General features: G+C 47.0%; 23 protein-coding genes. 11 read left to right on the forward strand and 12 right to left on the reverse strand.

The genetic code is table 11. From position 1 onward, the window contains the following. The first annotated feature begins 514 nt into the window (after window positions 1–514). From SPB21_RS11375 to SPB21_RS11405, 7 genes are all read left to right on the forward strand, one after another. Window positions 515–3,307 carry a bifunctional acetate--CoA ligase family protein/GNAT family N-acetyltransferase gene (locus SPB21_RS11375; protein ID WP_499866593.1) on the forward strand — a complete coding sequence of 931 codons (2,793 nt, stop codon included), beginning with the start codon at window positions 515–517 and terminating at the stop codon, window positions 3,305–3,307. A gap of 419 nt (window positions 3,308–3,726) precedes the next feature. Next, window positions 3,727–4,230, forward strand: coding sequence for a DUF2231 domain-containing protein (locus tag SPB21_RS11380; protein ID WP_163659230.1), 504 nt, complete (start codon window positions 3,727–3,729; stop codon window positions 4,228–4,230). Then, window positions 4,227–4,856, forward strand: coding sequence for a DUF2231 domain-containing protein (locus tag SPB21_RS11385; RefSeq protein WP_163659231.1), 630 nt, complete (start codon window positions 4,227–4,229; stop codon window positions 4,854–4,856). The genes SPB21_RS11380 and SPB21_RS11385 overlap by 4 nt, the downstream gene beginning before the upstream one ends. Window positions 4,857–4,873: 17 nt before the next feature. Further along, entirely contained in the window at window positions 4,874–5,791 is a 918-nt protein-coding gene (locus SPB21_RS11390; RefSeq protein ID WP_499866595.1) for a cytochrome c oxidase subunit II, read from the forward strand. Beyond that, entirely contained in the window at window positions 5,784–7,466 is a 1,683-nt protein-coding gene (gene ctaD, locus SPB21_RS11395; protein WP_499056620.1) for a cytochrome c oxidase subunit I, read from the forward strand. The genes SPB21_RS11390 and ctaD overlap by 8 nt, the downstream gene beginning before the upstream one ends. Window positions 7,467–7,530: 64 nt before the next feature. Then, window positions 7,531–8,058, forward strand: coding sequence for a cytochrome c oxidase subunit 3 (locus tag SPB21_RS11400; protein WP_499868699.1), 528 nt, complete (start codon window positions 7,531–7,533; stop codon window positions 8,056–8,058). A gap of 70 nt (window positions 8,059–8,128) precedes the next feature. Continuing rightward, window positions 8,129–9,640: a GMC oxidoreductase gene (locus tag SPB21_RS11405; RefSeq protein WP_163698954.1), complete on the forward strand. Its 1,512-nt coding sequence runs from the start codon at window positions 8,129–8,131 to the stop codon at window positions 9,638–9,640. 19 nt (window positions 9,641–9,659) lie between these two features. On the opposite strand, the gene SPB21_RS11410 is transcribed toward SPB21_RS11405, so the two are convergent. After that, window positions 9,660–10,307, reverse strand: a complete 648-nt coding sequence (locus tag SPB21_RS11410) for a Crp/Fnr family transcriptional regulator (RefSeq protein ID WP_499866597.1) — start codon at window positions 10,305–10,307, stop codon at window positions 9,660–9,662. Window positions 10,308–10,533: 226 nt separating this feature from the next. Here SPB21_RS11410 and hcp point away from each other — a divergent pair, with 226 nt between their 5' ends. Next, window positions 10,534–12,183, forward strand: coding sequence for a hydroxylamine reductase (gene hcp / locus SPB21_RS11415; protein WP_499056617.1), 1,650 nt, complete (start codon window positions 10,534–10,536; stop codon window positions 12,181–12,183). A gap of 34 nt (window positions 12,184–12,217) precedes the next feature. Here hcp and SPB21_RS11420 read toward each other — a convergent pair whose 3' ends face one another. The 3 genes from SPB21_RS11420 to SPB21_RS11430 form a co-directional block, all read right to left on the reverse strand. Continuing rightward, window positions 12,218–13,462: an L-lactate MFS transporter gene (locus tag SPB21_RS11420; RefSeq protein ID WP_163698950.1), complete on the reverse strand. Its 1,245-nt coding sequence runs from the start codon at window positions 13,460–13,462 to the stop codon at window positions 12,218–12,220. Window positions 13,463–13,808: 346 nt separating this feature from the next. Continuing rightward, entirely contained in the window at window positions 13,809–14,543 is a 735-nt protein-coding gene (locus SPB21_RS11425; protein WP_163659239.1) for a dinitrogenase iron-molybdenum cofactor biosynthesis protein, read from the reverse strand. A gap of 98 nt (window positions 14,544–14,641) precedes the next feature. Further along, window positions 14,642–16,237, reverse strand: a complete 1,596-nt coding sequence (locus SPB21_RS11430) for a helix-turn-helix domain-containing protein (RefSeq protein WP_499866598.1) — start codon at window positions 16,235–16,237, stop codon at window positions 14,642–14,644. 816 nt (window positions 16,238–17,053) lie between these two features. Here SPB21_RS11430 and SPB21_RS11435 point away from each other — a divergent pair. Then, window positions 17,054–17,371, forward strand: coding sequence for a hypothetical protein (locus SPB21_RS11435; protein ID WP_499866599.1), 318 nt, complete (start codon window positions 17,054–17,056; stop codon window positions 17,369–17,371). A 39-nt stretch (window positions 17,372–17,410) separates the two neighbouring features. Beyond that, a complete protein-coding gene (locus SPB21_RS11440; RefSeq protein WP_163698943.1) occupies window positions 17,411–17,758 on the forward strand; it encodes a hypothetical protein in 348 nt (115 codons plus the stop codon). 27 nt (window positions 17,759–17,785) lie between these two features. Here the strand turns inward: SPB21_RS11440 and SPB21_RS11445 are convergent, their stop codons facing one another. From SPB21_RS11445 to cysE, 8 genes are all read right to left on the reverse strand, one after another. Beyond that, window positions 17,786–17,944, reverse strand: a complete 159-nt coding sequence (locus tag SPB21_RS11445) for a hypothetical protein (RefSeq protein ID WP_163659243.1) — start codon at window positions 17,942–17,944, stop codon at window positions 17,786–17,788. Window positions 17,945–17,946: 2 nt separating this feature from the next. Further along, the gene (locus tag SPB21_RS11450) at window positions 17,947–18,594 is read right to left on the reverse strand and encodes a (2Fe-2S) ferredoxin domain-containing protein (protein WP_499866600.1); all 648 of its coding nucleotides are present in this window, start codon (window positions 18,592–18,594) and stop codon (window positions 17,947–17,949) included. A 205-nt stretch (window positions 18,595–18,799) separates the two neighbouring features. Next, the gene (gene nifT, locus SPB21_RS11455) at window positions 18,800–19,003 is read right to left on the reverse strand and encodes a putative nitrogen fixation protein NifT (RefSeq protein WP_006514474.1); all 204 of its coding nucleotides are present in this window, start codon (window positions 19,001–19,003) and stop codon (window positions 18,800–18,802) included. Window positions 19,004–19,103: 100 nt separating this feature from the next. Next, on the reverse strand, window positions 19,104–20,246 hold the full coding sequence (gene nifV, locus SPB21_RS11460; protein ID WP_163698939.1) for a homocitrate synthase: 1,143 nt from the start codon (window positions 20,244–20,246) through the stop codon (window positions 19,104–19,106). 121 nt (window positions 20,247–20,367) lie between these two features. Then, entirely contained in the window at window positions 20,368–20,511 is a 144-nt protein-coding gene (locus SPB21_RS11465) for a hypothetical protein (RefSeq protein ID WP_499866601.1), read from the reverse strand. Window positions 20,512–20,565: 54 nt separating this feature from the next. Next, a complete protein-coding gene (gene dpsA / locus SPB21_RS11470) occupies window positions 20,566–21,105 on the reverse strand; it encodes a DNA starvation/stress protection protein DpsA (RefSeq protein ID WP_006514477.1) in 540 nt (179 codons plus the stop codon). 44 nt (window positions 21,106–21,149) lie between these two features. Continuing rightward, a complete protein-coding gene (locus SPB21_RS11475) occupies window positions 21,150–21,419 on the reverse strand; it encodes an Asr1405/Asl0597 family protein (RefSeq protein WP_006514478.1) in 270 nt (89 codons plus the stop codon). Continuing rightward, complete coding sequence (cysE, locus tag SPB21_RS11480) at window positions 21,412–22,140, reverse strand: serine O-acetyltransferase (RefSeq protein ID WP_163659247.1); 729 nt, start codon at window positions 22,138–22,140, stop codon at window positions 21,412–21,414. Before cysE ends, SPB21_RS11475 begins: the two co-directional genes overlap by 8 nt. A 1,306-nt stretch (window positions 22,141–23,446) precedes the next feature. Between cysE and nifB the strand changes: the two genes are divergently transcribed. After that, entirely contained in the window at window positions 23,447–24,919 is a 1,473-nt protein-coding gene (gene nifB / locus SPB21_RS11485; RefSeq protein WP_163659248.1) for a nitrogenase cofactor biosynthesis protein NifB, read from the forward strand. The last annotated feature ends 55 nt before the right edge of the window (window positions 24,920–24,974 follow it).

Below are 24,974 nucleotides of genomic sequence, written 5' to 3' on the forward strand. Positions count from 1 at the left end.
AACTGAAAAGAAATTAGCTATCTACAACCTGTAAAATCTGAAAAAGCCCCCAGACGACACTTAATGAGTAATCTTGCTTACTCGTTCATCATAGCAAAAAAAATAGAGGCTAAAGGTATTTCTGATACGGTTATGTTACGTTTCTAAAAAACATCATGATGTATTGAAACATTCTTAATAAACAACCTGCCTGTTTCCAAACTTCTTGCCGGAGAATAATGTTGTCGGGGTTACCAATTTCGAAAGAATTTTGTGTTGAGAAACACCTTTAACAAGAACAAGAATATTTATATATCTGCTTAATATAATCCATAGAAAAAAAAGATACACTTTATAAGTTCAAATGTCACGGGACATTATCTTCATAAAGTTTTCAGAGTTGAGAACTTTGAAAACTTTGAGCTATTGATAGTCCAAGAAGACCATTCGGGATTACTACTAGAAATAGGCTACTAGCATGCCTCGCTCGTGAAATCAGCTAAACCTTTAGATGTATTTGGGGCATTATCGATTTATGACTAGCTTCAATGTCAGTGGTTATATGGGTGAAACAGAAACGATACCCCATAAAACAGATCAAAATTCTCTTCAGTTAGATCAGCTTCTTTGTCCAGATCCTGCCCACGATATTCTCCGCTACGATTATCAGCCACTCTCACCTTTTTTTGCGCCGCAAACTGTCGCCGTTATCGGTGCTACTGAACGTCCCGGTAGTGTAGGGCGCACCGTGCTCTGGAACCTCATTAGTAGTTCTTTTGGAGGCACTGTTTTTCCCGTTCACCCAACCCGGACCAATGTCCTTGGCATTAAGGCCTATCCCACCATTGGTCATGTACCTGAGCAAGTCGATCTAGCCATTATAGCCATCCCTGCTCAAGGTGTACCTGCGGTTATTGAACAATGTGGGATCGCAGGTGTTGCAGGCGTAATTATTCTTTCTGCAGGTTTTAGAGAAGTGGGTGAAGCAGGTGCTGCTTTAGAAGCGGCTGTTTTAGCTACAGCTCGACGTCACCAACTCAGAGTGCTAGGACCTAATTGTTTAGGTCTAATGTGTCCCATCAGCGGTCTCAATGCCACGTTTGCGGGCACCATGGCCAATCCAGGCAGCGTTGGTTTTATTAGTCAAAGTGGCGCTCTGTGCACCTCAATCTTGGATTGGAGTCTCCGGGAAAATGTTGGCTTTAGTGCCTTTGTTTCCATCGGATCAATGTTGGATATCGACTGGGGAGATTTAATCTACTATCTGGGTGACGATCCGGCTACCCACAGCATTGTTATCTATATGGAAACCATAGGCAATGCCCGATCGTTTCTCTCGGCAGCTCGAGAAGTGGCCCTGAGTAAACCGATTATTGTGATCAAGTCAGGGCGTACCCAGTTGGCAGCCCAGGCCGCTGCTTCCCATACAGGTGCTATGGCCGGTAGCGATGAGGTGTTGGACGCGGCATTTCGGCGCTGTGGTGTGTTGCGGGTTAACACCATTGACGAGCTGTTTAATTTAGCAGAAGTCTTAGGCAAACAACCCCGTCCTCGGGGTAAACGGCTAACAATTCTCACCAATGCTGGAGGACCGGGGGTGTTGGCTACAGATGCCCTGATTCGCAGTGGAGGAGAACTAGCTTCCCTGAGTGCTGAAACCGTAGAGACCCTCGATACATTGTTGCCCGACCATTGGAGCCGTCAGAATCCCATCGATATTTTAGGGGATGCTACCCCAGAAAGGTATGGTGCGGCCCTCGATGTGTTGGCACAAGACCGCAACAGTGATGGTCTTTTGGTTATTCTAACGCCCCAGGCCATGACCCAGCCCGCTGAAACAGCGGCCCAGCTACAGTCAAGGGTAGGTCATTGGAAAGATAGACCCTTGTTGGCTAGCTGGATGGGCACAGATGTGGTGGCTACAGGTGAAGCTCAACTCAATCAGAGTAGTATCTTTACCTTGCCGTATCCTGATGCTGCGGCCCAGGTCTTTACGTTAATGGCCCGCTACAGTGATAATCTCCATGCTCTCTATGAAACGCCTAGCCTCACAACAACGCCAACGTTTGATACCACCCCCATCAGTGAGTTATTGACCCGTGCGAGGGCAGAGCACCGTTTGCTGTTAAGTGAGTGGGAGTCTAAAGCGTTACTGAACGCCTACGGAATTCCCACTGTTACCACTAAACTGGCTACCTCAGTAGATGAGGCGGTAACCCTGGCTGAACAAATTGGCTATCCAGTGGTGCTGAAGCTGCACTCCCATACCATCACTCACAAAACCGATGTGGGCGGTGTACAGCTCAATTTGCCAGACGAAATGGCAGTACGGGCAGCCTATCGGTTGATTATGGCCATTGGCCAACCGGGAGATTGTTTGGGTGTGACGGTACAGCCCATGGTGCTGCGCACTGGCTATGAACTGATTTTGGGCAGTAGCGTTGATGAACAGCTAGGCCCCGTTTTGCTATTTGGCAGTGGTGGACAGCTGGTGGAAGTCTATTGCGATCGCGCCCTCGGTTTGCCACCGCTCAATACCACCCTGGCTCGGCGTCTAATGGAAAAAACCCAGATCTATAAAGCGCTTAAGGGGGTACGTGGTCAGCCAAGTATTGATCTTGCTGCCCTTGAACAGTTGTTGGTGAGATTTAGCCAGCTGGTGGTGGCCTATCCTGAAATTAAAGAGATTGAGATCAATCCGCTGTTGGCATCTACAGAGCAGCTACTGGCTTTGGATGCACGCGTGGTGCTCCATGAGTCCGATATACCAGAAGATCAGTTGCCCAAGCCTGCAATTCGCCCATATCCCAAACAATACATTAAGCCTTGGGCACTACCTGATGGCATGGGAGTGACAATTCGACCCATTTCGCCTGAAGATGAGCCATTAATTGTCGATTTCCATAAAACCCTGTCAGAAGAGAGTATTTACTTTCGATATTTTCATTTGATCAACCTAAAGGCCCGGGTTGCCCATGAACGTCTGACCCGTATCTGTTTTATTGACTATGACCGGGAAATGGCGCTAGTGGCTGAATATCATGCTCCAGCTACGCAGCAAAGAACCATCTTGGGAGTAGCTCGCCTCAGCCGACTTCATGGTCTCAATGAAGCAGAATTTGGCATGTTGATCAATGACCAATATCAAGGACGAGGATTGGGGACAGAGCTCTTGCGATCGCTAATCAATATCGGTCAAGCTGAAGAACTCACTCGTATTTCAGCCGATATCTTGCCAGAGAACCAGGCAATGCAGCATCTTTGTAAAAAGCTGGGATTTACCCTTCAGCGAGATCAAGGTGAATTGCGAGCCTATCTAGATCTTTAGATGTGCAGGAGTCAGGAGTTAAGCGTCAGAGAGGGCCTGATCCCCTCCTGACTTTTGATTCTTGACTTCTCATAACTCTCGTTAGAACAACGTCCCGCCTGGAATTGACACCCGATCCAGGTGAATTTATTTAGACTTTTTTAAGGATCAACCAGGCCCGTATCCTTCCAGAAGAACTGTTGTTTATGAGAGAAATCTCATATTTGTTGTTCCGTGCCTAAGCCGTTTTTCATAAAACCATGGGTCTTTTGGTAGCAATTGACCAAGATATAAAAATGAGTTGAAAGTTCAGCCTCAATTGACGAATTGTGCGCCCTAATGGATAAGAGGATATTCCTCAATAGACAATTCTAATTTGAAGTAGAGAGTATTCTCTATACAGAAAGAGCTGACTTCGTTTCTTCGCATAGAGGCAACCAGTGTTCCAAAATCTATTACCCCCTCTCAATAATCACAATCTGCCCTATCCCGATACTATTCACCCCATCGTGGTGCATTTTGTTATCGCCATGGTGTTATTCGCTGTTCTTTGTGATGTGATTGGGTATTTCACCAAAAATACTCGCCTGTATGAGGTCAGCTGGTGGAATATGATGTTTGCGACGATTTCTATTTTTATTGCCGTTATTTTTGGCCAAATTGAAGCTGGTTTGGCTACGCCCTACACAGTGGCTACTGGAGATCTAAATCTGCACACCCTGCTGGGTTGGTCCCTTTCTGGTATTTTGGCAGCCATTACGGGTTGGCGCTATATCATTCGACTACGTACCCCAGATACATTACCGATGGCCTACATGGGGATGAATCTTGTCCTGACAGGAATTGTCTTATTTCAAACCTATCTGGGGGACAAATTGGTGTGGATCTATGGGCTCCATACTGAAGCTGTGGTTGAGGCGGCACGGGGAGGTCTGTTGCAATGACCCTTGAACTGTTCAACGGTGAGCTTGTAACGCCAGTGTTCGCTATGGGAGTCAATGGTTTACCCTATGGTTTGCCAATCCATCCTAATCTGGTACATCTGACGTTGGGGTTGTTTATTGCTGCGATCGCATTTGATATTGTGGCTGCCCTATTTCCCCTTGAAAAGGCAATCTTTAAATTTCTCGCCATTCCAGCCACCAGCTCAAACCTTTACGACGTTGGCTGGTACAACATGCTGGCAGCGGCGATCATTACCTTTTTTACGGTAGCGGCTGGGTTTTACGAAATTCTGTTAGCTGATCCTCCCCAGGACATGGTCAGTCCTTGGGGATTGGGCGCAATGGATACCATGGTGTGGCACGGTGTTGGCGGCGTACTTTTGTTAGGTCTGATTGTTGCCATGACTGTCTGGCGTGGATTTCAGCGGTATGTGTGGCGACAGGATCGAGCACGTCAGGTGCAGTGGAGCTATTTAATTGCTGGTCTTGGCATCTTTGTACTGATGTTTGTTCATGGCACCTTAGGAGCACATCTTGGAGCCGATTTTGGTCTTCACATCAGTGCAGATCGGGTGATTCGAGCCGGACTTGATCCCAATACCCAACTGAATCTCTCCATCAAATAGTAGGAACCCTGACACCGATGAATCGACGCACGATTTTAATTTTAATGGGATTAGCCATTGCCGATCTCTTTATTAGCCTTTGGGTGGGTCAACAAGCCTATCACTGGATGCCGCCCCAAGCCTCGGCGGAGTCCGTACTAGTAGACAATCTGTTTAGCTTTATGACCACCATTGGTAGCTTCATCTTTTTAGGTGTAGTGGGGGCATTGCTATACGCAATTTTGTTTCAGCGAGCGGCTAAATATGATGCCAGTGACGGCCCCCCCATTGAAGGCAACATTCCCCTAGAGGTGGTTTGGACGGCGATTCCGATCCTGTTGGTGATCTGGATTGGTACATTTAGCTATCAAACCTATGACCGTATGAGTATTCTTGGCCCCATGGAGCATAAGGCCATGGGGATGTCGATGGCAGAGGCTGCACCTGTTGCATCCCCCGAGGCTGAACAGTCTCCCATTAATGTCTATGCACGGCAGTGGGCCTGGGAATTTCACTATCCAGCACACAATATTCGCAGTACCGAGCTGCATTTACCGGTGAATCAGCGGGCTAAGCTACTGCTGTCCTCAGAGGATGTTCTCCATGGCTTTTTTGTCCCCGCTTTTCGAGTCAAACAGGATGTGGTCCCAGGCCAGGAGATCGGATTTGAATTTACCCCCATTCGAGAAGGGCGCTATCGGTTGCGAGATTCAGAATATAGTGGCACTTATTTTGCAGCCAATCAAACCAACGTCGTTGTGGAGTCTGCCGAAGACTACGAACAATGGCTGACAACAGTGGCCTCTCTGCCCCCCACGCCAGCCCAGAATGTGGCCTATGAAGAGTTCAACCGCACCACCACCCAAAACCCTATTGGTTTAGGGTGGAAGACGGTTAAGCCAGCTCCTGCTCCGATTGTAAATTACGCCAGTTCAGAGGACGATTTCCATGAGTAATGCATCTTTGGAGGTGACGCCCCCCAATCTCCAACCCCAACCGGGAGCCCCGGATAACTGGCGCAGATTTTTTAGTTTTAGTACCGATCACAAAGTCATCGGGATTCAATATATTGTCACTGCGTTTGTCTTCTTTTTATTTGGTGGCTTGTTGGCCATGATCATGCGGGGAGAGCTGATTACTCCCGAAGCGGATCTGGTGGATCGCACCGTATATAACGGACTGTTCACCATGCACGGCACCATTATGCTGTTCATGTGGACGTTTCCCATGCTCAACGGCCTGGCCAATTATCTAGTGCCGTTAATGATTGGGGCACGGGATATGGCGTTTCCCCGGCTAAACGCTGCTGCGTTTTGGTTGGTGCCGATATTCGGGGTCATTCTCACCCTCAGCTTCTTTGTGCCGGGTGGACCGTCCCAATCGGGTTGGTGGGCCTATCCGCCGGTCAGTTTGCAGAATCCTACCGGCAACTTGATCAATGGTCAGTCCCTATGGCTATTGGCCGTAGCCTTGTCGGGAGTATCGTCGATTATGGGTGCGGTCAACATTGTTACCACCATTTTTAGAATGCGCGCTCCGGGGATGGGGTGGTTTAAAATGCCGGCCTTTTGCTGGACAGTGTTTTCGGCTCAGATCATTCAGTTGTTTGGATTGCCAGCACTAACGGCAGGTGCCGTCATGTTACTGCTGGATCTGACGGTGGGCACCAGCTTTTTTGAGCCCTCCCGCGGGGGTGACCCAATTCTCTATCAGCATTTCTTCTGGTTCTATTCACATCCGGCGGTATACGTCATTATTCTGCCAATTTTTGGTATATTCTCAGAGGTCTTCCCAGTTTATTCCCGTAAACCCCTCTTTGGCTATAAGATTGTTGTCCTATCGTCCCTCATCATCACTGGGCTGAGTGGTATTGTTTGGGTCCACCACATGTTTGCCAGTGGCACTCCGGGCTGGATGCGCATGTTGTTTATGTTTACCACCATGATGATTTCCGTACCCACGGGGATCAAGGTATTTGCCTGGGTGGCGACGATTTGGGGCGGTAAGCTCCGGCTAAAAACACCCATGTTGTTTGCCCTAGGCGGCCTATTTATGTTTCTCTTTGCCGGAATTACCGGCATTATGCTCTCGTCGGCCCCCTTTGATATCCACGTTAATAATACCTACTTTGTGGTCGGCCACTTCCACTACGTTATCTATGGAGCCGTTGTGATGGGCTTCTATGCTGCCATTTACCACTGGTTTCCCAAGATGACTGGGCGCATGTACTACGAGGGTTTGGGTCAATTGCACTTTGTGCTCACCTTTATTGGCACCAATCTCAACTTTTTACCCATGCATCCCCTGGGTTTGCAGGGCATGCCCCGGCGGGTGGCTTCCTATGATCCAGAGTTTGCCTTCTGGAATGTTCTAGCGAGCCTCGGTGGCTTTTTATTAGGGGTATCAACACTGCCCTTTATCTTGAATATTTTGAGTGCTTGGGTGAAGGGTGAGGAAGCTGGAGATAATCCCTGGCGGGCCATTGGTTTGGAATGGTTGGTATCCTCTCCACCTCCCCACGAGAACTTTGATGAGATTCCGGTTGTTGTGTCGGCTCCCTATGGTTACGGCAGCAATGAACCTTTAGTTGAAAATAATCCAACAAAGGAGTTGGCCAGTGAGCACAGCTAAGCTTGATCAGACTGTTAATACCCAGGTTGTCCAAGGTGTAGGACATGAAGAAGAAGACCATCGTATGTTTGGCTTCATTGTCTTCCTACTGTCTGAAAGCGTCATCTTTCTAAGCTTTTTTGCGGGCTACATTGTCTACAAGACCAATGTCACCGACTGGTTGCCAGCGGGGGTAGAGGGCTTAGAGGTACGAGAGCCATTTATTAATACGATTGTCCTGGTATCCAGTAGTTTTGTGATCTACTTGGCAGAGCGCTACTTACACCGAGATAACCTGTGGGGGTTCCGGGCATTTTGGCTGTTGACCATGGCCATGGGGAGTTTCTTTCTCTATGGTCAAGCTGTGGAGTGGATGAGTCTGCCCTTTGGTTTTAAGTCAGGGGTGTTTGGCGGCACCTTTTATCTGTTGACTGGCTTCCACGGACTGCATGTTTTAACTGGGGTACTGCTGCAGAGTATTATGCTGGCCCGTTCGTTTATTCCCAATAACTATGCTGGCGGTGAGTATGGTGTTGCTGCCACATCACTATTTTGGCACTTTGTCGATGTCATTTGGATTGTGCTGTTTATCTTGATTTATGTCTGGCAATAGCTCTAATCGTGACAATACAAGACCTTAATTATTTAAAAACCCTCATTGGTAACCGGCAGAGGAAAAATCCATGATTATTGATGACCAGCACTACGACATCATCATTGTGGGCACTGGAGCTGGCGGGGGAACGCTGGCACAAAAACTTGCACCTACGGGGAAACGGATTTTGATTTTGGAGCGGGGAACCGGTATGGCCCTCGAAGAGCAAAATCCCGCAGGGGTCGATGTGCTGAAAAAGACAAAATACCATGCTTCGGAGCAATGGTATGACCAGTCCGGTGAGCCGTTTTCTCCTCAAACCAACTATGCCATTGGCGGTAATACTAAAATCTATGGCGCTTCTCTGATGCGAATGCGCGATCGCGACTTTGGAGCAGTCAAATACCAGGATGGTGTGGCCCCCGCATGGCCCATCCAGTATGCAGATTTAGAACCTTATTACACGGCGGCTGAACAGCTTTACCAGGTACATGGTGATCCTGGTAAAGACCCAACAGAGCCTACCCACAGTAGTGCATATCCCCATGGGGCTGTGGATCATGAGCCGCTGATGCAGCCAATTGTCGAAGCGATCGCACAGCAGGGACTGCACCCGGCTCCCCTACCCGTCAGTCTGACCCGCCAGGATGATGATCCCACGGGAGATGCTGAAGTCTTTGGTATCAATCCAGCTTTAAAGTATGACAATGTGACGCTACAAACGTCGGCAAAAGTTGTTAGCCTGCACACTAACCCAACGGGTACTGAAATCAAAGGAGTGCAGGCAGAAATTGGCGATCAGGCCATGTTATTTGCTGGCGATATCGTCGTCTTGGCCTGCGGTGCAGTCAATTCAGCGGCGTTGATGCTGAGTTCTGCCAATGCCAAACACACCGAGGGATTGGCCAACAGCTCAGGCCAGGTGGGGCGCAACTTGATGAAGCACCAGATGACCATGATTGTTGAGCGCAGTGCCGCCAACAATTCAGGGACATTCCCCCAAAGTGTTAGCATCAATGATTTTTATTGGGGTGACGGTGACTATGAGTACCCCATGGGACACATTGAGAATACGGGCGGACTGTTGCAAGACATCATTTTTGCCGAATCTCCGCCATTGCTGTCAGTGGCTGCCAAGATTATGCCGGGGGCTGGCTTAAAACAGTTAGCAATGCGGTCCATTGGCTGGCGAGCCCAAACGGGAGTATTGCCAAACCCCAACAATCGAATATATTTTCAAAATGGGAAACTACGCTACGAGTTTACGCCCAACAATATAGAAGCCCATGATCGTCTGGTGTACCGATGGATTGAGGTGTTAAAAGCCCTGGAGAAAACGTCTAAAGGTCTGCAGCGCAGTGGTGTATATCCACGGGGAGAAGTGCCAATTCAGGTGGTAGGTTACCAGAGTGGAACCTGTCGCATGGGCACTGACTCAGCCACCTCAGTGTTAGACACCCACTGCCGCACCCATGAGATTGACAATCTCTATGTGGTAGACAGCAGCTTTTTCCCCTCTTGCGCCAGTGTTAGCCCGGCGCTAACGGTAATGGCCAATGCGTTGCGAGTGGGAGAACATTTGATACAGCGGTTGCAGTAAGGGGTAAGAGGTGATCAGACTAGCGATCGCAATTGGCCAGGTGCTTTAAGTTTTCTAAATCTAACAATGTAATCTCAATGCCATCCATCGAAATTAAACCAGCGCGATTTAGCTTGGAAAAAGCCCGTGATAGAGTTTCAGGAATAGTTCCTAATCGGGCCGCCAGCTGATTTTTGGGCAGATCAAGCTTGATAATATCTACGTTGTTCAATTCCCCACTCAAATTTAGCAAGTAGGTAGCTAAGCGAGCTGGAACGTCCTGTAGAGCAAGGCTATCCACCAGGTTCGAAAACCGTCGAAGGTGTCGAGCAAAGCTTTTGAGCAGATTAATGGCAAGGGATGGACGCTGTTCTAAAAGGGTTAAAAAAGGCTGACGTGGAAAGAATAAAAGCTCCGATGACTCAAGGGCCGCTGCGGAGGCGGGAAAGCACTTGCCATCTAGAGCGGGCACTTCAGCAAAATGATCTCCCTGCCCAAAGATATGCAAAATCTGCTCTTTACCCTGGGGCGATAGTTTGAATACCTTTACACGCCCCGATTGGATCACAAAAAATCCAATTCCAGCATCTCCCTGATGGAAGAGGACCTCGCCTTTGCCATAGGATTTGGTAACTACTAAACCTTCAAGATCCTCTAACTGATCCAATGGTAAATCCTGGAATATCATCGTCTGACTCAAAAAATTTGAGAGTGGAGACAACACCATTGGATAGTCACAGTTTGTAGTGAGAGATAGAGATCTATTATAACTTCAGACTAATGGGCCGTTTCCAAGAAATACAGAAGAAAATCTAAAGTTTATTACCCTTAGTCCTTTCCCTTGACTTAAGTCAAAGCATTGAACGTTCTCCTCTCCTACAGTAAACCCAGCTGCTTCCCAAGAGGATCTGACAATGTTTTGTGAACAATGCGAACAAACTGCGAGTGGACAAGGCTGCCATCAATGGGGAGCCTGTGGCAAAAGTCCAGAGGTCAATGCTGTGCAAGATCTGCTGATCTATATTCTGCGTGGCCTTGCCCCAGTTGCTCTCCGTGCCCGTGATCTGATGATCTCCACCGATGAGGTCGATAGATTCACCTGTGAAGCCATCTTTGCCACCATGACCAATGTCAACTTTGATCAAAAACGATTTACCAGCTACATTCGTCGAGCGCTGGCCTATCGAGAACACCTCAAAACTCAAGTGCAACAGGTTACAAAATCTGACCAAAGTTGGCCAGATATCACGTGCTATGAACCCAACTTTGAGGATAGTTTAGCGTCTCAGGGAGAGGATATCGCCCTGCAATTTATTGGTCAATCGAAAAACAATGTTGATATTTTCTCCCTTAAACTCACTGTTCTTTACAGTCTTAAGGGGATGGCCTCCTATGCATTCCATGCCCAGGAGTTGGGTCAAACCGATGAACGGGTTGATCAATTCTGCTATGAGGCCCTAGCTGCATTGGAGCGTCAAGATCTGAGTCTGGAAGACTGGGTCACTCTGGCCTTGAAGGTTGGGGAAATCAATTTGCTGGCGATGCAGTTGCTAGATGCCGGGCATACGGGTAATTATGGCCATCCGGTGCCCACATCGGTGCCCCTCAACACCAGAGTGGGTAAAGCTATTCTCGTGTCTGGCCATGATATTCCCCAATTGGAAGCGGTGCTAAAACAGACCATGGGAACCGCTATCACAGTGTACACCCATGGAGAATTGTTACCCGCCCATGGCTATCCGCGTCTAAAACAAACCTACCCCCATCTCTATGGTCATTATGGTACGGCCTGGCAAAACCAAACTCGGGAGTTTGCCAAATTTCCAGGGGCCATTGTGATCACAACAAATTGTCTGATGCCACCCCATGAAAACTATGAGGACAAGCTGTTTAGTATTGGTCCTGTGGGATATCCAGGATTGAATTATCTTCCCGCTCAGCCCAATGGGCTGCCTGATTTTACCCCCGTGATTACGAAAGCATTGGAGTTACCTGGATTCACTGAAATAGGGACTCCCCGGCAGGTAACCACTGGTTTTGCCCGCAATGCGCTACTGGGGGTCGCTGACCAGGTGATTGCAGCGGTTAAAGCTGGCAAAATTCGTCATTTCTTCTTAATTGGGGGCTGTGACGGGGCTAAACCTGATCGTAACTATTACACTGAACTGGTAGAGAAAGTGCCTGAGGACTGTGTGATTCTCACGCTTGCCTGTGGCAAGTTCCGTTTCTTTGATCAAGAGTTAGGGGCTATTGAAGGTATTCCTCGGTTATTGGATGTGGGCCAGTGTAATGATGCCTATTCTGCAATTCAGATTGCGATCGCACTAGCCAATGCATTTGAGGTCGATGTTAATCAAATCCCCTTGTCAATGATTTTGTCCTGGTATGAACAAAAAGCGGTGGCTATTTTGCTGACCCTGCTGCACCTGGGGATCAAAGATATTCGCTTGGGACCCACGCTGCCTGCATTTATCTCACCTAATGTGTTGAAGTTATTGTCGGACACCTATAATCTCCAACCCATCACCATACCCGAGGCAGATTTAGCCGCTTGTCTAGCCTAGATTTGAGCAAGCACGTATCCGTAAGGCATCTGGGTTAGGATCGTGTCTGCTCACGTTTGAGCAGACAACTAGCAACCACAATGCCGATGATGGCAAATAGGGCCATGGGATAAAACGCGTAGGTATAGGTGCCAAACCAATCTCGAATTTGTCCGATGGCCAGGGTGCCCGTTAGGGCACCTACCCCGTAGGCGGTAAACACAATGCCATAATTTTGAGCATATTGATCGGGGTTAAAAAATCGGAGGGTGATGGTAGGAGCCATGGCTAACCATCCTCCTAAACAAAACCAAAGCAGGCAAAAGGCAATTAAATAAGTCGCTAACTGACCCTCTTGTGCGTTCATCATTAGCACACAGGCAATCAGTACCAGCGTATACGATGAGATTGCCACATATTGAGGCTTAAAACGGTCACTTAACCACCCAAATAAAGGACGACTGAAGCCATTGAAGAGGGCAAATAGAGAAACGCTAATGGCTGCCGTCTCTGGATTAACCTTAATAATCTCTTCCCCTACCGGACCTGAGATACCAATGGCACTTAAGCCGATCAGGGTGCCAATGGCATAACAACCCCACAGTCCATAAAATGACTGGCTTTTGAGCAGCTTTTTGGGATAACTGTGGAACCCTGTGACTGTTGGCTTAGCAGAATTCTGTTGGGGATGCCAGCCCTTGGGCGGTAATTTTAGGATGGTGGCAATGCCTAGAACAATCATCATAAAGATGCTGCCTAAGATCCACAGCGTTGGCCTTACGGTGTAACTATCAATTAATCGATTGGCTAACGGAGCAGTAATGAGCGGCGATAGCCCAAACCCGACAATTGTTGCTCCCATCGCTAGGCCTTTTTTCTCAGGAAACCATCGGGCAACGACAAACATGGGCACACCGTAGGTAACGCCTACGCCTGTCCCTGCCATAACTCCATAGGTGAGGACGAGCATGCCAATGTTTGTCGCAAAGCTGGAGAGAATATAGCCCGCCCCCAGGAAAATCCCGCCGATTACCGCCACCATGCGAGCGCCTATGCGAGGAATGAAAAAACCTGCGACTGGCATGAGAGCCGCATAGAAAACCAGTGCAACCGTATAGGGTAGAAGACTTTCAGTCGCACTTAAATTTAGCTCACCTTCCAAGGGGGTTCTAAAAATACTCCAGGAATAAACGGTGCCCAGACACATTAAAACGACTGTGCCCAAGGGAATTAACAACCACCTACCCCGTTCTGCGGGTAATCCAAGCACGGTTAACTCTGAGCGATGGTTAATTCCCATAGGTTTCAGCAATACTATCCAGGCCGGAAACGCCTAATGAACGAATACAAATACTTGTGGCTGCGATCGCAATTTTTCTATTAATTGTTTGTTTAAATAACAATAATAGACCGGTGTCTTTGCGAGAACATTATTATAGGTTAGTTCCTCGATGTCTATAATCGATGCTACAAGTATTCACAATCAATCAGATATATCACTGGTTGAGCAACTTGAAATTCCACCACTGGGATCATAAACAAGTTGTGCCACTCGGATTAGATCGGCAAAATGGGTAGGCCGAAGACCCGTGATTGTTTGAATTGTCTGAATGCGTTATTTATGTCGTTGGATATTCATCGTTGACCTAACCAACCGCCTGATAATTCTTTACCCGCTGGTCTGCTCCAATGCCTAAGATTTTTGCCAGCCAGGGAGGGGGTGATGTTGCGATCGCCCGTTGTAAATCGGCAAGAATCTCCCGGATAGCTCCTCCAGCTTCCACTTTCATGGGGTAAATATTCGCTTGAATCACTTGGGCGGCGGCAGGCCCTCCAATGGACACAACATAGAGCACAGGACAGTCTCTGATCAAATTCACTCGGAACTGATTTTTGTTATCGCTCAGGTCTGCCTCCAGAGCAGAGCGCACATCGATCAGCTTAATAGCATCCGCCGATAGCTGATAAATCAAATATCGATGGCAGGAGCCAAAATGGCCGTCTAATTGCTCATCTGTATTGGATGCAACCGCTATGCGAATTGAGTTAGGCATATCGCCTTGATCAGGCTCGATAGGTAAGGGATGATCGTACTCTGTCTGTTCTCCCCAGAGAATCCGCACCGCTTCTTTAACGGCAGCAATCTCCTGATTATTGGCATCTTCGCCTTCCCATTCGCCCTCATCCACATCGTAAATATTGCCAAAGGCACGTTTGAGCTGGGTGACGGTTAGGGTACTTAGCGATTCTTCCGTAATGTTATCGTCGAGATTGGTTTGTAATGCATCGATTAACTCTCTTATAGAGACATTGGGTAAAGCCTTAGCTGCCAAGGCAATTCTCAAAGCAACTTCATTGGAAATGGGTTGTTGTTCTGTCATGGGTATTCTCCTAAAGGTATCTGATGGAAATCTTTTTTGGGGACAACTTAATGCGGAATGTTTGTTTGGGGATAATGACAAAATCTTGCATATATTATCTATTTAAGTCCCAGTGTTTGTTGTAAACGGGGGTAGTCTTCGGTACTGATGCGAAATCGACCTTTTTCCACATCTCGCACCCAACTCTGGCTTTTCCCTAAATGTTTGGCTAAGGCGCGTTGAGTCAAGTTTTGACGTTGGCGTGCTGCCTTGATAACATCACCAGAGAGTGCGCCTAATTGAGTTGTTTGAGATTGTTTACGCCGCCGCTTAGGGGCTCGACGACGCACTGTTTGTTGCCATTCTTCCGATAGTTCAAAGCCGGCCAATCGAGCATTGATCAGTCGCTGCCATTTGTCTCGGGGGGCCGTGTCCGTTAAGCTCCGGCTCTGATTGGCATCATTTACCCAAAATTCAAGAGCATCGTCAACATCGTTGGGGATATCAATGACTTTAGCCCATAGTGGCTGTATATCGGCGGGATAGGTCTCTGGATCAAACAACGGTTTGAGGCCATAGTAATAAATTGTTTCCAGATCGCTCTCAAACGTTTTCAGCAGACGTTTGTGTGCCCCCCGGACAGTGGTAGCCTCTATTAATCGATCTTCTCCATAGGCAATACGTAGTAGGGTGCGCACAGTCAGCCGATGGTCACCCCCCAACCTCAGCTTGAATAATAGCCACAACAGTAGACGAACAGCACCCTCATGCTGTTGCCAGTTGCTCATCACTTCAGTTAATAATGACTTAGGTAGGGTACCGTATTGATAAAAAGCCGTTTGATTACGATAGTCTTGTTTGTTAAGAAAGTGTTTGGCCCAAATCCCAGGGCGGATAGTAAAGCTTAACCCAATTAAGTGACGACCTCCCTGGTGATCTTTTTCAAAATAATACTCAGTGTTGACTAGATGCCAAATCGGCTGCTCATCAAAGGAAAAGGCTTTAACCTTTCCCTGACGTGGCCAGTCCAAAGCAACCAGTAACTGACAGACTTGGTATACTAAATGCTTGATCAACGTGAGTTTGTCTAGCTTGCTCAGATCTTTTCGCTTATTGAGATCTAAATATTGTTCAATGTGCTGGTCATTGATTACAAATGCTTCTTCCCACGGAGAATTGAGGGTGATGGCATAGGCCGCAAAAATCAGATGAAGACAGGTGGCACGAATATCAAATTGAGCCATGACCTCCATTGCTTCATCTGCAGGCATTGCTATGGGGATATCCCTTTCGGGACTTGTGGCTAATCGAAGGCGAACTTCTCCTCGACCACGATGGACCGGTCGATGGTAACAAAATTTTCCGTCAGCATCGATTTGCCAAGGCAGATGCTGACGCTGAGCTAAAACGTTACAGGCTTCCCAAATCACCATGGAAGATGCAAAAGGAGTCGTCTTACCACTGAGAAAAATGTCAGCAATTGCTGCTGGCAGGAGGGTGCTTTTACGGCGTCCTTTTTTGGGAACTAGAGGGGATAGGGAGCCAATATTGCAAGCATTTAAGCAGAGAGGTGTCTCTAAATCTTGACAGTCATCGCACAGGGTAGGGTCAATCCAATAGCCTTCCCATTTTGCTTGAGGTTTAATGGCTCCCGTTGGACACTGGGGCCGACAGCTATCGCAAGAGATACAACCGTCTTTGATAGTGTAAGCCATAGACAATGCAGGCCTATCAATAGAGCGATAGGTGAGGAAAAATTGGCGACTGAAAAAAACGAACCTGATTTTCTCAAACCTTCTATAAAAGCCATAAATGATTAGATTTCCGAATAAACAGAAGATTTATACAGAGAAAGAGGAATGACGAATCCATCAGGACTAGATTACAGAGATGGAGAGTGGACAATTTATTGGAAAGTCATGCCCTTAGACATAACAATCCAAAATTTTGTATTCTATGTCACCTGATACGGTTTAATGTTTTCTTCCTAATTGACAAGACATTATGTTCAGAATGAACTATTGAGGCCGTTTTTTTGTTTCTACAATAACGGTTTACTCAGAAAAATATGGTCAATCTCTTAAAATGTTAAAGACTGTTGCTAATGGAGGTTTGGTGTTGAGCGATACAGAATATTTTGTGTTGATCTTTGGTAATAGGGTATAGAGAGTGTGCGACTCCAGCTTTTTTGATTAGCCCTACAGCTTTAGTTCTATGCTGTTGTTGATTTAGGGAATGAATTGATCGGGCTGAATTGTCCCGGATCGTTATTTTTTAGATTAAATCCTCCCGAGACTCTGCAACGCCAGTTCTATCTTGATGGACTGAAGCATAGTTGGTTTTGAATGATATGGATTGGTTCACAGGAACAGTCCCCTTGTAACTATTGGCACACTGAGTAATGACTCCAAAAATAGGGCCGCCGTGTTCTCTGTAGATGCTGCTGCTAGTGGCGGCGGTCCAGACTTGGAAAGATATTGCAGTCTCTGAGCAATATCTTCAACTGGTAGATATAAAGGAGACCTTTGACAATGCTAAGTTTATCGATGACTGATGCTAGTATGGTCGCGAGGAATTTTTTGATGCAAGATTTGGAAATTCCAGATATTGATCAAGATTTCTTCTCCATTCTGGCTACCCGTGAGACGGGTAGTGAATGGTATGTCGTAGAAATAGGAGTAGAAGGACTTCCCGACAAGTGGGTGTTACAAGTATTTGATACGGGGCAGTGTGATCCCTGCTATACCTTTGTGTCCCCAATGCCTAAGGAAGAAGATGCTGATTTAGAAGAGTTTCCTGAGCGTATTGCTCAAGTCATTACGATGGAGCGAGCTGGGCATAGCGTATGATTGAGTCCAGTCCTTAGTGGCTAGCTTTGAGGATTGATAATGGTTCATTCACTCTCGCCGGAAGATCTCCCACCAGAGTTAATAACAGACTTGGACGCAGCCTTGAAAAGGCAATTAGAAGGAGCTATCTGTCGGCACTTTTTCGAAGCCTGTGATGGATCTACTCAATCCCTGTTGATGCTCTGTAGATGGACCATCAATATTACTGAGGTCGTAATCTTACATATTTACTGTTCTGATCAGGAAAAAAACTGGCGAGTGTTGGACCGTATGACCAGGCTAGCTGAATATCTGTCTCAATTGAGTCCCCGTGCCAAAATCAGAGTCCATCCCCCATCACAAATGGAAGCACCGTTTGACATGCGAGTTGATGAACGTTCTGTTTAGCCAAATCGTTCTAACACTTTAGTACCCTTAACTCTGGGAATAGGCCATAGCTATCGAGATAGTGCTTTGTTCCTTCAGGTATTCGCTGTAATCGGCCAGATTATCTAGACCGACATAGGTGAGTGTAATTTCAGCGATGAACCAAGCAAATAGCTTAAGCACCAGTTGGCGATATTTTATTTTCATGATTAGCTTTCAAGTGAACATGGTTTAGAGGGGAAAAAGTGTTTCTCTACAACGTTAGATAAACTTTGAAGGCTGAGCCGATCGTAACGATGTTTGCCCGGCATAATTGTCAGAGTTGGTGCCTTTGAACAGCGTTTTTGACAGCCTGTATATTGAATTTCTACCTGGTCATGGAGCTGATATTCTTGCAAGATACTCTCTAATTTTGAGATCAGTTGGTGGCCACCTCGCTTCTGGCAGCCTGACTTGCGACAAATCAAGATCTTAGGTGGTTTTTGTGCAACAGCAACCGTGGGATACGTTGGCACCTGAGAAACCTCAGCCGTTGTTGACATTGGAGCCTGGGGTGCAGTTGTGAGAGGCACCTCTTCGTTAGGGGGAAGTAGTGGCAAAACCTGATAGGCTCTGAGCTTAATGGTACCTGTGGTAAAATCAACCTGACTGCGACCAATGCAGCGAATTTGGTCTCCGGGCTGGAATTGATAATCTTGTATAGAATCTCGCACCTCTTTAGGCAGCTTAATTACCACTTGCTCCTGCTCGACTTCAAGGGCAAGAGCTTTGATCTTTCTCTTTTTCTTGCTGAGATACCCTAGAAAGATTCCCTCTAGGATAAACATATATGGAGGTAGTTGTTTAAGCGGTGACATGGAAAAATCTCCTGTGAAGTGAGGCAACAGTATTTAGGGATATGCCAGCAAATAATTTACCGTTTTGTGGGGTATGAATTCAGAGCGAAACGTTTTCCCAAGGATATAATTCAGGAGGCAGAAATCAGCATGCAGGATCTCACTGACTTCTGCCTCCTACCGCCTAATTTTCCATCTACTCAAGCTTTCTCGGCTTAAATAGAATTTAATTCAAGCGTTTAGCTTTAACGGTTTGAGGCGTTTTGATGGGATTATCCAATCCGGTCACTGATAGCTCCCAGCCATTGGCTAGGGTCAGAACTTGGGCATCATCGACTGTGGTTTGTTTAACAACAACTTCTTCTAGATCCTTTTTGGCAACATAGACCATTAGCTTTCCAGCACGATCTGTATGCAGCATGACTTTCATAGTGTTTCCTTAAGATAAAGAGCATTGTAGGGGCTGGCCTTGTACCTGTTCCATGGGAAAAGTCTATTGGGGCTAACCTTGTGCCTGCCCCCTGTGCGAATTATATAATCGCCACACCTAACCCCTCCTGCGAGGCTAAGGTGAGCAATTCATCAACGGTAAGGCTACGTTTTAGCTGAGTAGACAGATCGCGGACGGCATTGAGCAGTAACTGACTGTTGCTGGCATCCAGATGTATGTCATAGTTCTGTAGAACTTGACTCAACAGGTGACGACCAGAGTGTTTGCCGACAACAAAACGCCGTTGCCAACCCACATCTTTGGGATCAAACGGTTCGTAAGTGCTGGGATTATGCAGCACTCCATGGGCATGGATACCGGACTCATGGGCAAAGGTATTGGCTCCAACAATAGCCTTCCAGGGAGGGACTGGGCAATTGACGGTTTTAGCAACAAAGCGAGACAATTCTAACAGACGCTCGGTTTGAATATTGGTTTTGAGACCATAGATTTGCCGTAGGGCCATGACAACTTCTTCAAGAGCCGCATTGCCAGCCCTTTCTCCTAGCCCATTAACAGTAGTATTAATAGAGACAGCACCAGCTCGGATACCGGCCAGGGCATTGGCTGTTGCTAACCCCAGGTCGTTATGGGTGTGCATTTCCACTGGAATGGCTAAGACGGCAACCAGTTTTCGAACTTTTTCAAAGGTGGTAAACGGGTCCAGAATGCCCACAGTGTCACAAAAACGAAAACGAAATGCGCCGTTTTCTTGGGCAAACTGTGCAGCTTCGAGTAAAAATGTTTCATCAGCCCGAGAACTATCTTCACCTCCAACACTTACGTCTAGACCGTGATCGCGGGCAAAGGTAATAGTCTCTTGTAGCTGCTTAAACATTTTGGCCCACTGGCCTTGAAACTTTACTTGAATCTGTATATCTGAAACTGGCACCGAAATGTGAATGCGCTTTAGGCCACAATTAATCGACGCCTGAATATCAGACAACACAGCGCGATTCCACCCTAGGAGTTGAGCATTTAGGCCCAGATTGGCAATTGTGTGGATGGCCTGAGCTTCATCTCTCCCCATGGCGGGAATGCCAACTTCCATTTCCTGAATGCCAATGGTGTCGAGAAACGTTGCGATCGCAACCTTCTCGTCCAAACTGAAGGCAATACCTGCGGCTTGTTCACCATCTCTGAGGGTCGTATCGTTAATATATATTTGGGGGGGTGGTGTCATCGTAGCGGCCTCCGTAAACGTGGAAGAGGGAAGAGAGAAGAGGGAAGAGGGTGAGCTGAGGGCCGTGTATAGTCTCACCCTCAAAATTTGCCTACTGGATTAGACTTGACGAACAGCTGTCTTAAGTTAACGAAGCATCGTCCATTGACTGAGACTGGTCTCCGTTGAAGGATTCAATATCTTCTGCAATGATTTGATTGAGAAAATACTGTAGAACCCAAGCAAAGATAATAAAAGGACCAATCATCATAAGGGTGGTCAACATAGTAAGCGCCTCCTGACTATTTGAGCAATAGACGAAATTTTGAACTGCATAGCCCTACTTCAAAAAGGTAAAAGTAAGACTATCTTCAGACAAAAAGTGTTCAAGATGAAAAGCCCGCTCTTCTGTCTTTAAGAGAATTTGCTCATAGAGATATCGAGTGGCTCGATCTCCCACACTTTCGGCTTGAGTGGCTAGTCGGCGAAGTAGAGTGATCATCGACTGCTCAGCAGTAAGATCATTGGCAATCATCTGTTGACAATTATAGGCACCCTCTGATTCTGGAGTAAAACAGCATTGTTCGGCCAGGGTGGCAAAGGTGCCTGCGGGAATGCCGCCTAGACCATTTAAACGCTCAGCAACATCATGGGCATCTCCCTGAACAGCCCCATAGCTTTCTTGGAAGAATTCATGAATAGCGTAAAATTCTGCACCTTCAATTACAAAATGATGCTTTTGATATTGCATATAAAGGGCTTGAAAACTGGCGTAAACCAAATTCAGTCCTTCGCATACGGTGATAGTAATCTCCTTCTCAAGACCGACAGGATTATCACCTACTTCACCAAAAGCACGGACAAGGGTTTGAGTAGTCATATAATTTCTCCAATCAATAGGTAGGATGAACAGAAAGTAAGCGGCTAATGATTTGTAGTACAGCTCACCTGAGTTTGCCAACACCGTTCTAGCCAGCCAATACTAGACTGGCGAGGTGATGTGAATTGTCTGATGACGCTGCAAACTAACATCAGCTCTAATGCATCGTTGACATCAACTCGTAGTGTGCCATCGGTGGGACAGCTACACGAGATATGAAGTTCTTGCAAGCGACGATTAATCGACCAACGTTCGCCGCGAGGCACTGCGACAACTTGCCCCCAACCGGGAACAGTGGGTGTGGGGTTATCCATAGGATTGATACTCCAACGTTGAAAGGGATGAACAAGTGAGACTTTGTACTTGGGTTTCTAGCGCGTCAATGCGAGCCAAAAGATGACGTAGGGTAGTGGCTTCAACATCGGGAAGCTGACCATGTTCCAAAGGAGTTGTTAGGGTGTTGCATTCGCAAACATTACGGCTGGGAATTCCAACAGCCGTGCAGTTGGTCGGTACACTGTTCAATACAACAGCACCCGCTCCAATGCGGGCATGGTCCCCAATAGTAATACTGCCAAGCACCTTGGCACCACTGCCAATCACCACTTGGCTGCCAACCGTAGGATGGCGCTTACCCGTTTCTTTACCTGTCCCCCCTAGAGTCACCCCCTGATAGATCAGGGTGTAGTCTCCGACCACAGCAGTTTCCCCAATCACAACACCCATACCGTGATCGATAAAAACCCCTTTACCGAGGGTGGCCCCGGGATGAATTTCAATTCCCGTAAAGAGGCGAGCCAGGTGAGAAATAAAGCGAGGGAGAAAGGAAATCTTGTGATTTTGTAGCCAGTGGGCGAGGCGATGGGCTGCGATCGCATGTAAACCAGGGTAACAGCACAACACCTCTAACCAACTGCGAGCCGCCGGGTCCCGTTCAAAAATGATTGTGAAATCGGCCACACAGGGAAAAAGCCGGTGCAGTTCAGCAGACGAAAACAAATGCCGAACAGAAAAGTGTTGCAGAAATAGGGACATGGGTCTGGTGGGGCGTTGTTTTCCTGCTTATAGCAGTTACAACTGAGGGGGGGTGATCGCAACGGCCCAATCCAGATTTACTATAACTATTACCTTTACACTCAAATGCTAAAACCTTTATTGGTAAAGCATTTAGAATTTTTCTAGGGACAGGGTACAAGTATTTTGATACCCAGGGTTAGGTATTTCTAAGGGTGGGTGCAGGTATTCTGTACTCACGTCAAAGCCTTTATATATAGTGTTTAGACCTGGGTTTTAGACAGTCTTATAAAAACTTGTTTGATGTACTCAAAACTTGGTTTTTGATCGGCGAACCCACAGCTTAGCAACAGAAACTGTAACAACTGATGCAGAACTGCCTCGACTAATTTCAGCAATCCTTAACAACTCGCCAATAGGTCGATCCTAGCGGTGAACTGTTACGGAACATCCAGTTTAATGAGCCCACCTCAAAGTGAGCATCAGCGTCATCTGGATCATCAAAAGCAAGATAGTGTTCCAGCTTAAAACTCTCCTATTGTTTAACATTATTTAATGTGAAATAGTAAAATCCGTTACCGAAATTGGGTTTAAACTGAAAACAATGATACAGACACCTTTTTGGCCTATGTAGCACAGCGGTAAATTGTGTATCTAATTTAGCAAAATATCTGTTATTGAGTACTCAAAAACTTGTCATCTAGAACCCATCAAAGTCGAGTCCATCCCTTTTATGATAATGGATGCGACTGAGTACAGTAATCATCGAGCGGGGGTGACAAAATACTAGTCCGTACCCTGGGGAATGCCCGTACCCTAACCTAGAAAAAATATTTTTTCTTGAATTATCAAGGGCTGTAGTCGATGAGTACAGCGTTAATTATCTAATAAATCCTATGGGGGCGTTGTTCTAGTGAACTTCTAGAGCCGTTGATATAACTCTTGCATCGCCAAACACTCAGTTAACACACGTTGGTGAACTCAAGCAACAAGGTCCAGCTAGATCTCACGTATCTTGCTAAGCCTTTGTTGGTTAGAGGTTCACCATTGGGCGGTAGGTGACAGACCAATTTCAGGCGTATTCACCCTATTGAGATGTCCTCGTTATCTTACCCAGACAAACAAGCACATCTCCATCCACACACCCTGGAAGTTGCTGATCACCTGACTGAGTTCTAAGGCTCGCACGCTCTCTGGCACTGCATTGTCTACCCTCCAGTCCGATTCTCCGATTTTATCGTGCAGAACAACCAACTGTGTTTACAGGCTCAGCCAATGCAGTGCCGCTATTTCATATCGATACCTTATTCCCTAACTCCTTAAACCAATGACGCCTCCGCCTCCTACTGCCCTTGTCTCCGCGCCCACGACGACGCCTGAGCTGGACATAACGTTGACTAAAACAAAAACTACAGTCAAGAAGTCTGGCGGCGGCTGTGGCTGTAGCACTAAAAATGATGCTCCTAGTGGTATGAGTGAGTCTTTAAAGGCTCGCATTGAAAAACATCCTTGCTACAGCGAAGAAGCTCACCACCATTATGCCCGTATGCACGTTGCGGTGGCTCCAGCCTGCAACATTCAGTGCAACTATTGCAACCGTAAATATGACTGTGCCAATGAAAGCCGTCCTGGTGTTGTTAGCGAACTGCTCACACCTGAAGAAGCTGCCCACAAAGTTTTGGTGGTGGCCGGTAAAATTCCACAAATGACAGTTTTGGGGATTGCGGGTCCCGGCGACCCCCTGGCTAACCCAGAGAAAACCTTCCGCACCTTTGAGCTAATTGCCGACAAAGCTCCTGACATCAAACTCTGTCTCTCAACTAATGGTCTGATGTTGCCTGAGCATGTTGATCGGATTAAGCAGCTGAATGTGGATCATGTCACGATCACTATTAATATGGTGGACCCAAAAATAGGGGAGAAAATTTATCCCTGGGTTCACTACCGTCGTCGTCGCTACCGTGGCATTGAGGGGGTGAAGATCCTGCACGAGCGGCAGATGGAAGGTCTACAGGCGCTTCAGGAAGCTGATATCCTCTGCAAGGTAAACTCGGTGCTGATTCCTGGCATCAACGATGAGCACCTGCCAGAGGTGAATAAGGCGATTCGAGATCGCGGTGCATTTCTCCATAATATTATGCCCCTGATCTCGGCCCCAGAGCATGGCACGTACTTTGGTCTCAATGGTCAGCGGGGTCCAAATCCCAAAGAACTTAAGCGCGTTCAAGATAATTGCTCTGGCAACATGAAAATGATGCGCCACTGTCGTCAGTGTCGAGCCGATGCTGTCGGTCTGCTGGGTGAAGACCGTAGTCAGGAATTCACCAAGGAGAAGTTTATGGATATGTCGGCGGACTACAGTTTGGAAAAACGTCAGGCAGTTCATCTGGGCATTGAGCAAACCAAAGCCGCTGTAGCGGAGAAAAAACAAGCATCTGTCAATAAGCGTCGAACGGAGTCGACTAAAGTCCTGGTTGCGGTTGCAACTAAGGGGGGAGGACTTGTCAATCAACACTTTGGCCATGCCAAAGAATTCATGATTTATGAAGTAGATGCAACGGAAGCCAAGTTTGTTGGTCATCGTAAAGTTGCCGATTACTGCCAGGGCGGTTACGGCGAAGAGGCAGCCCTGAAAGGCATCATCAATACAATTATTGACTGTCAGGCTCTACTGACGGCCAAAGTAGGCCCCTGCCCCCAAAAGGCCTTACAAAAAGCCGGGCTGACCGTCATTGAAGCCTATGACGTGATTGAAACTGTTGCACGGCGGTTTTATGACGAACACGTTTTAGAGAGATAAAAGAAGAAAGGATACAGGAAAAAGGGAGATTTATCAGAATTTCTGCCCCTAACTC

This window comes from Leptothoe sp. ISB3NOV94-8A (assembly GCF_043421595.1).
Classification (GTDB): Bacteria; Cyanobacteriota; Cyanobacteriia; order Phormidesmidales; family Phormidesmidaceae; genus Leptothoe; species Leptothoe turfae.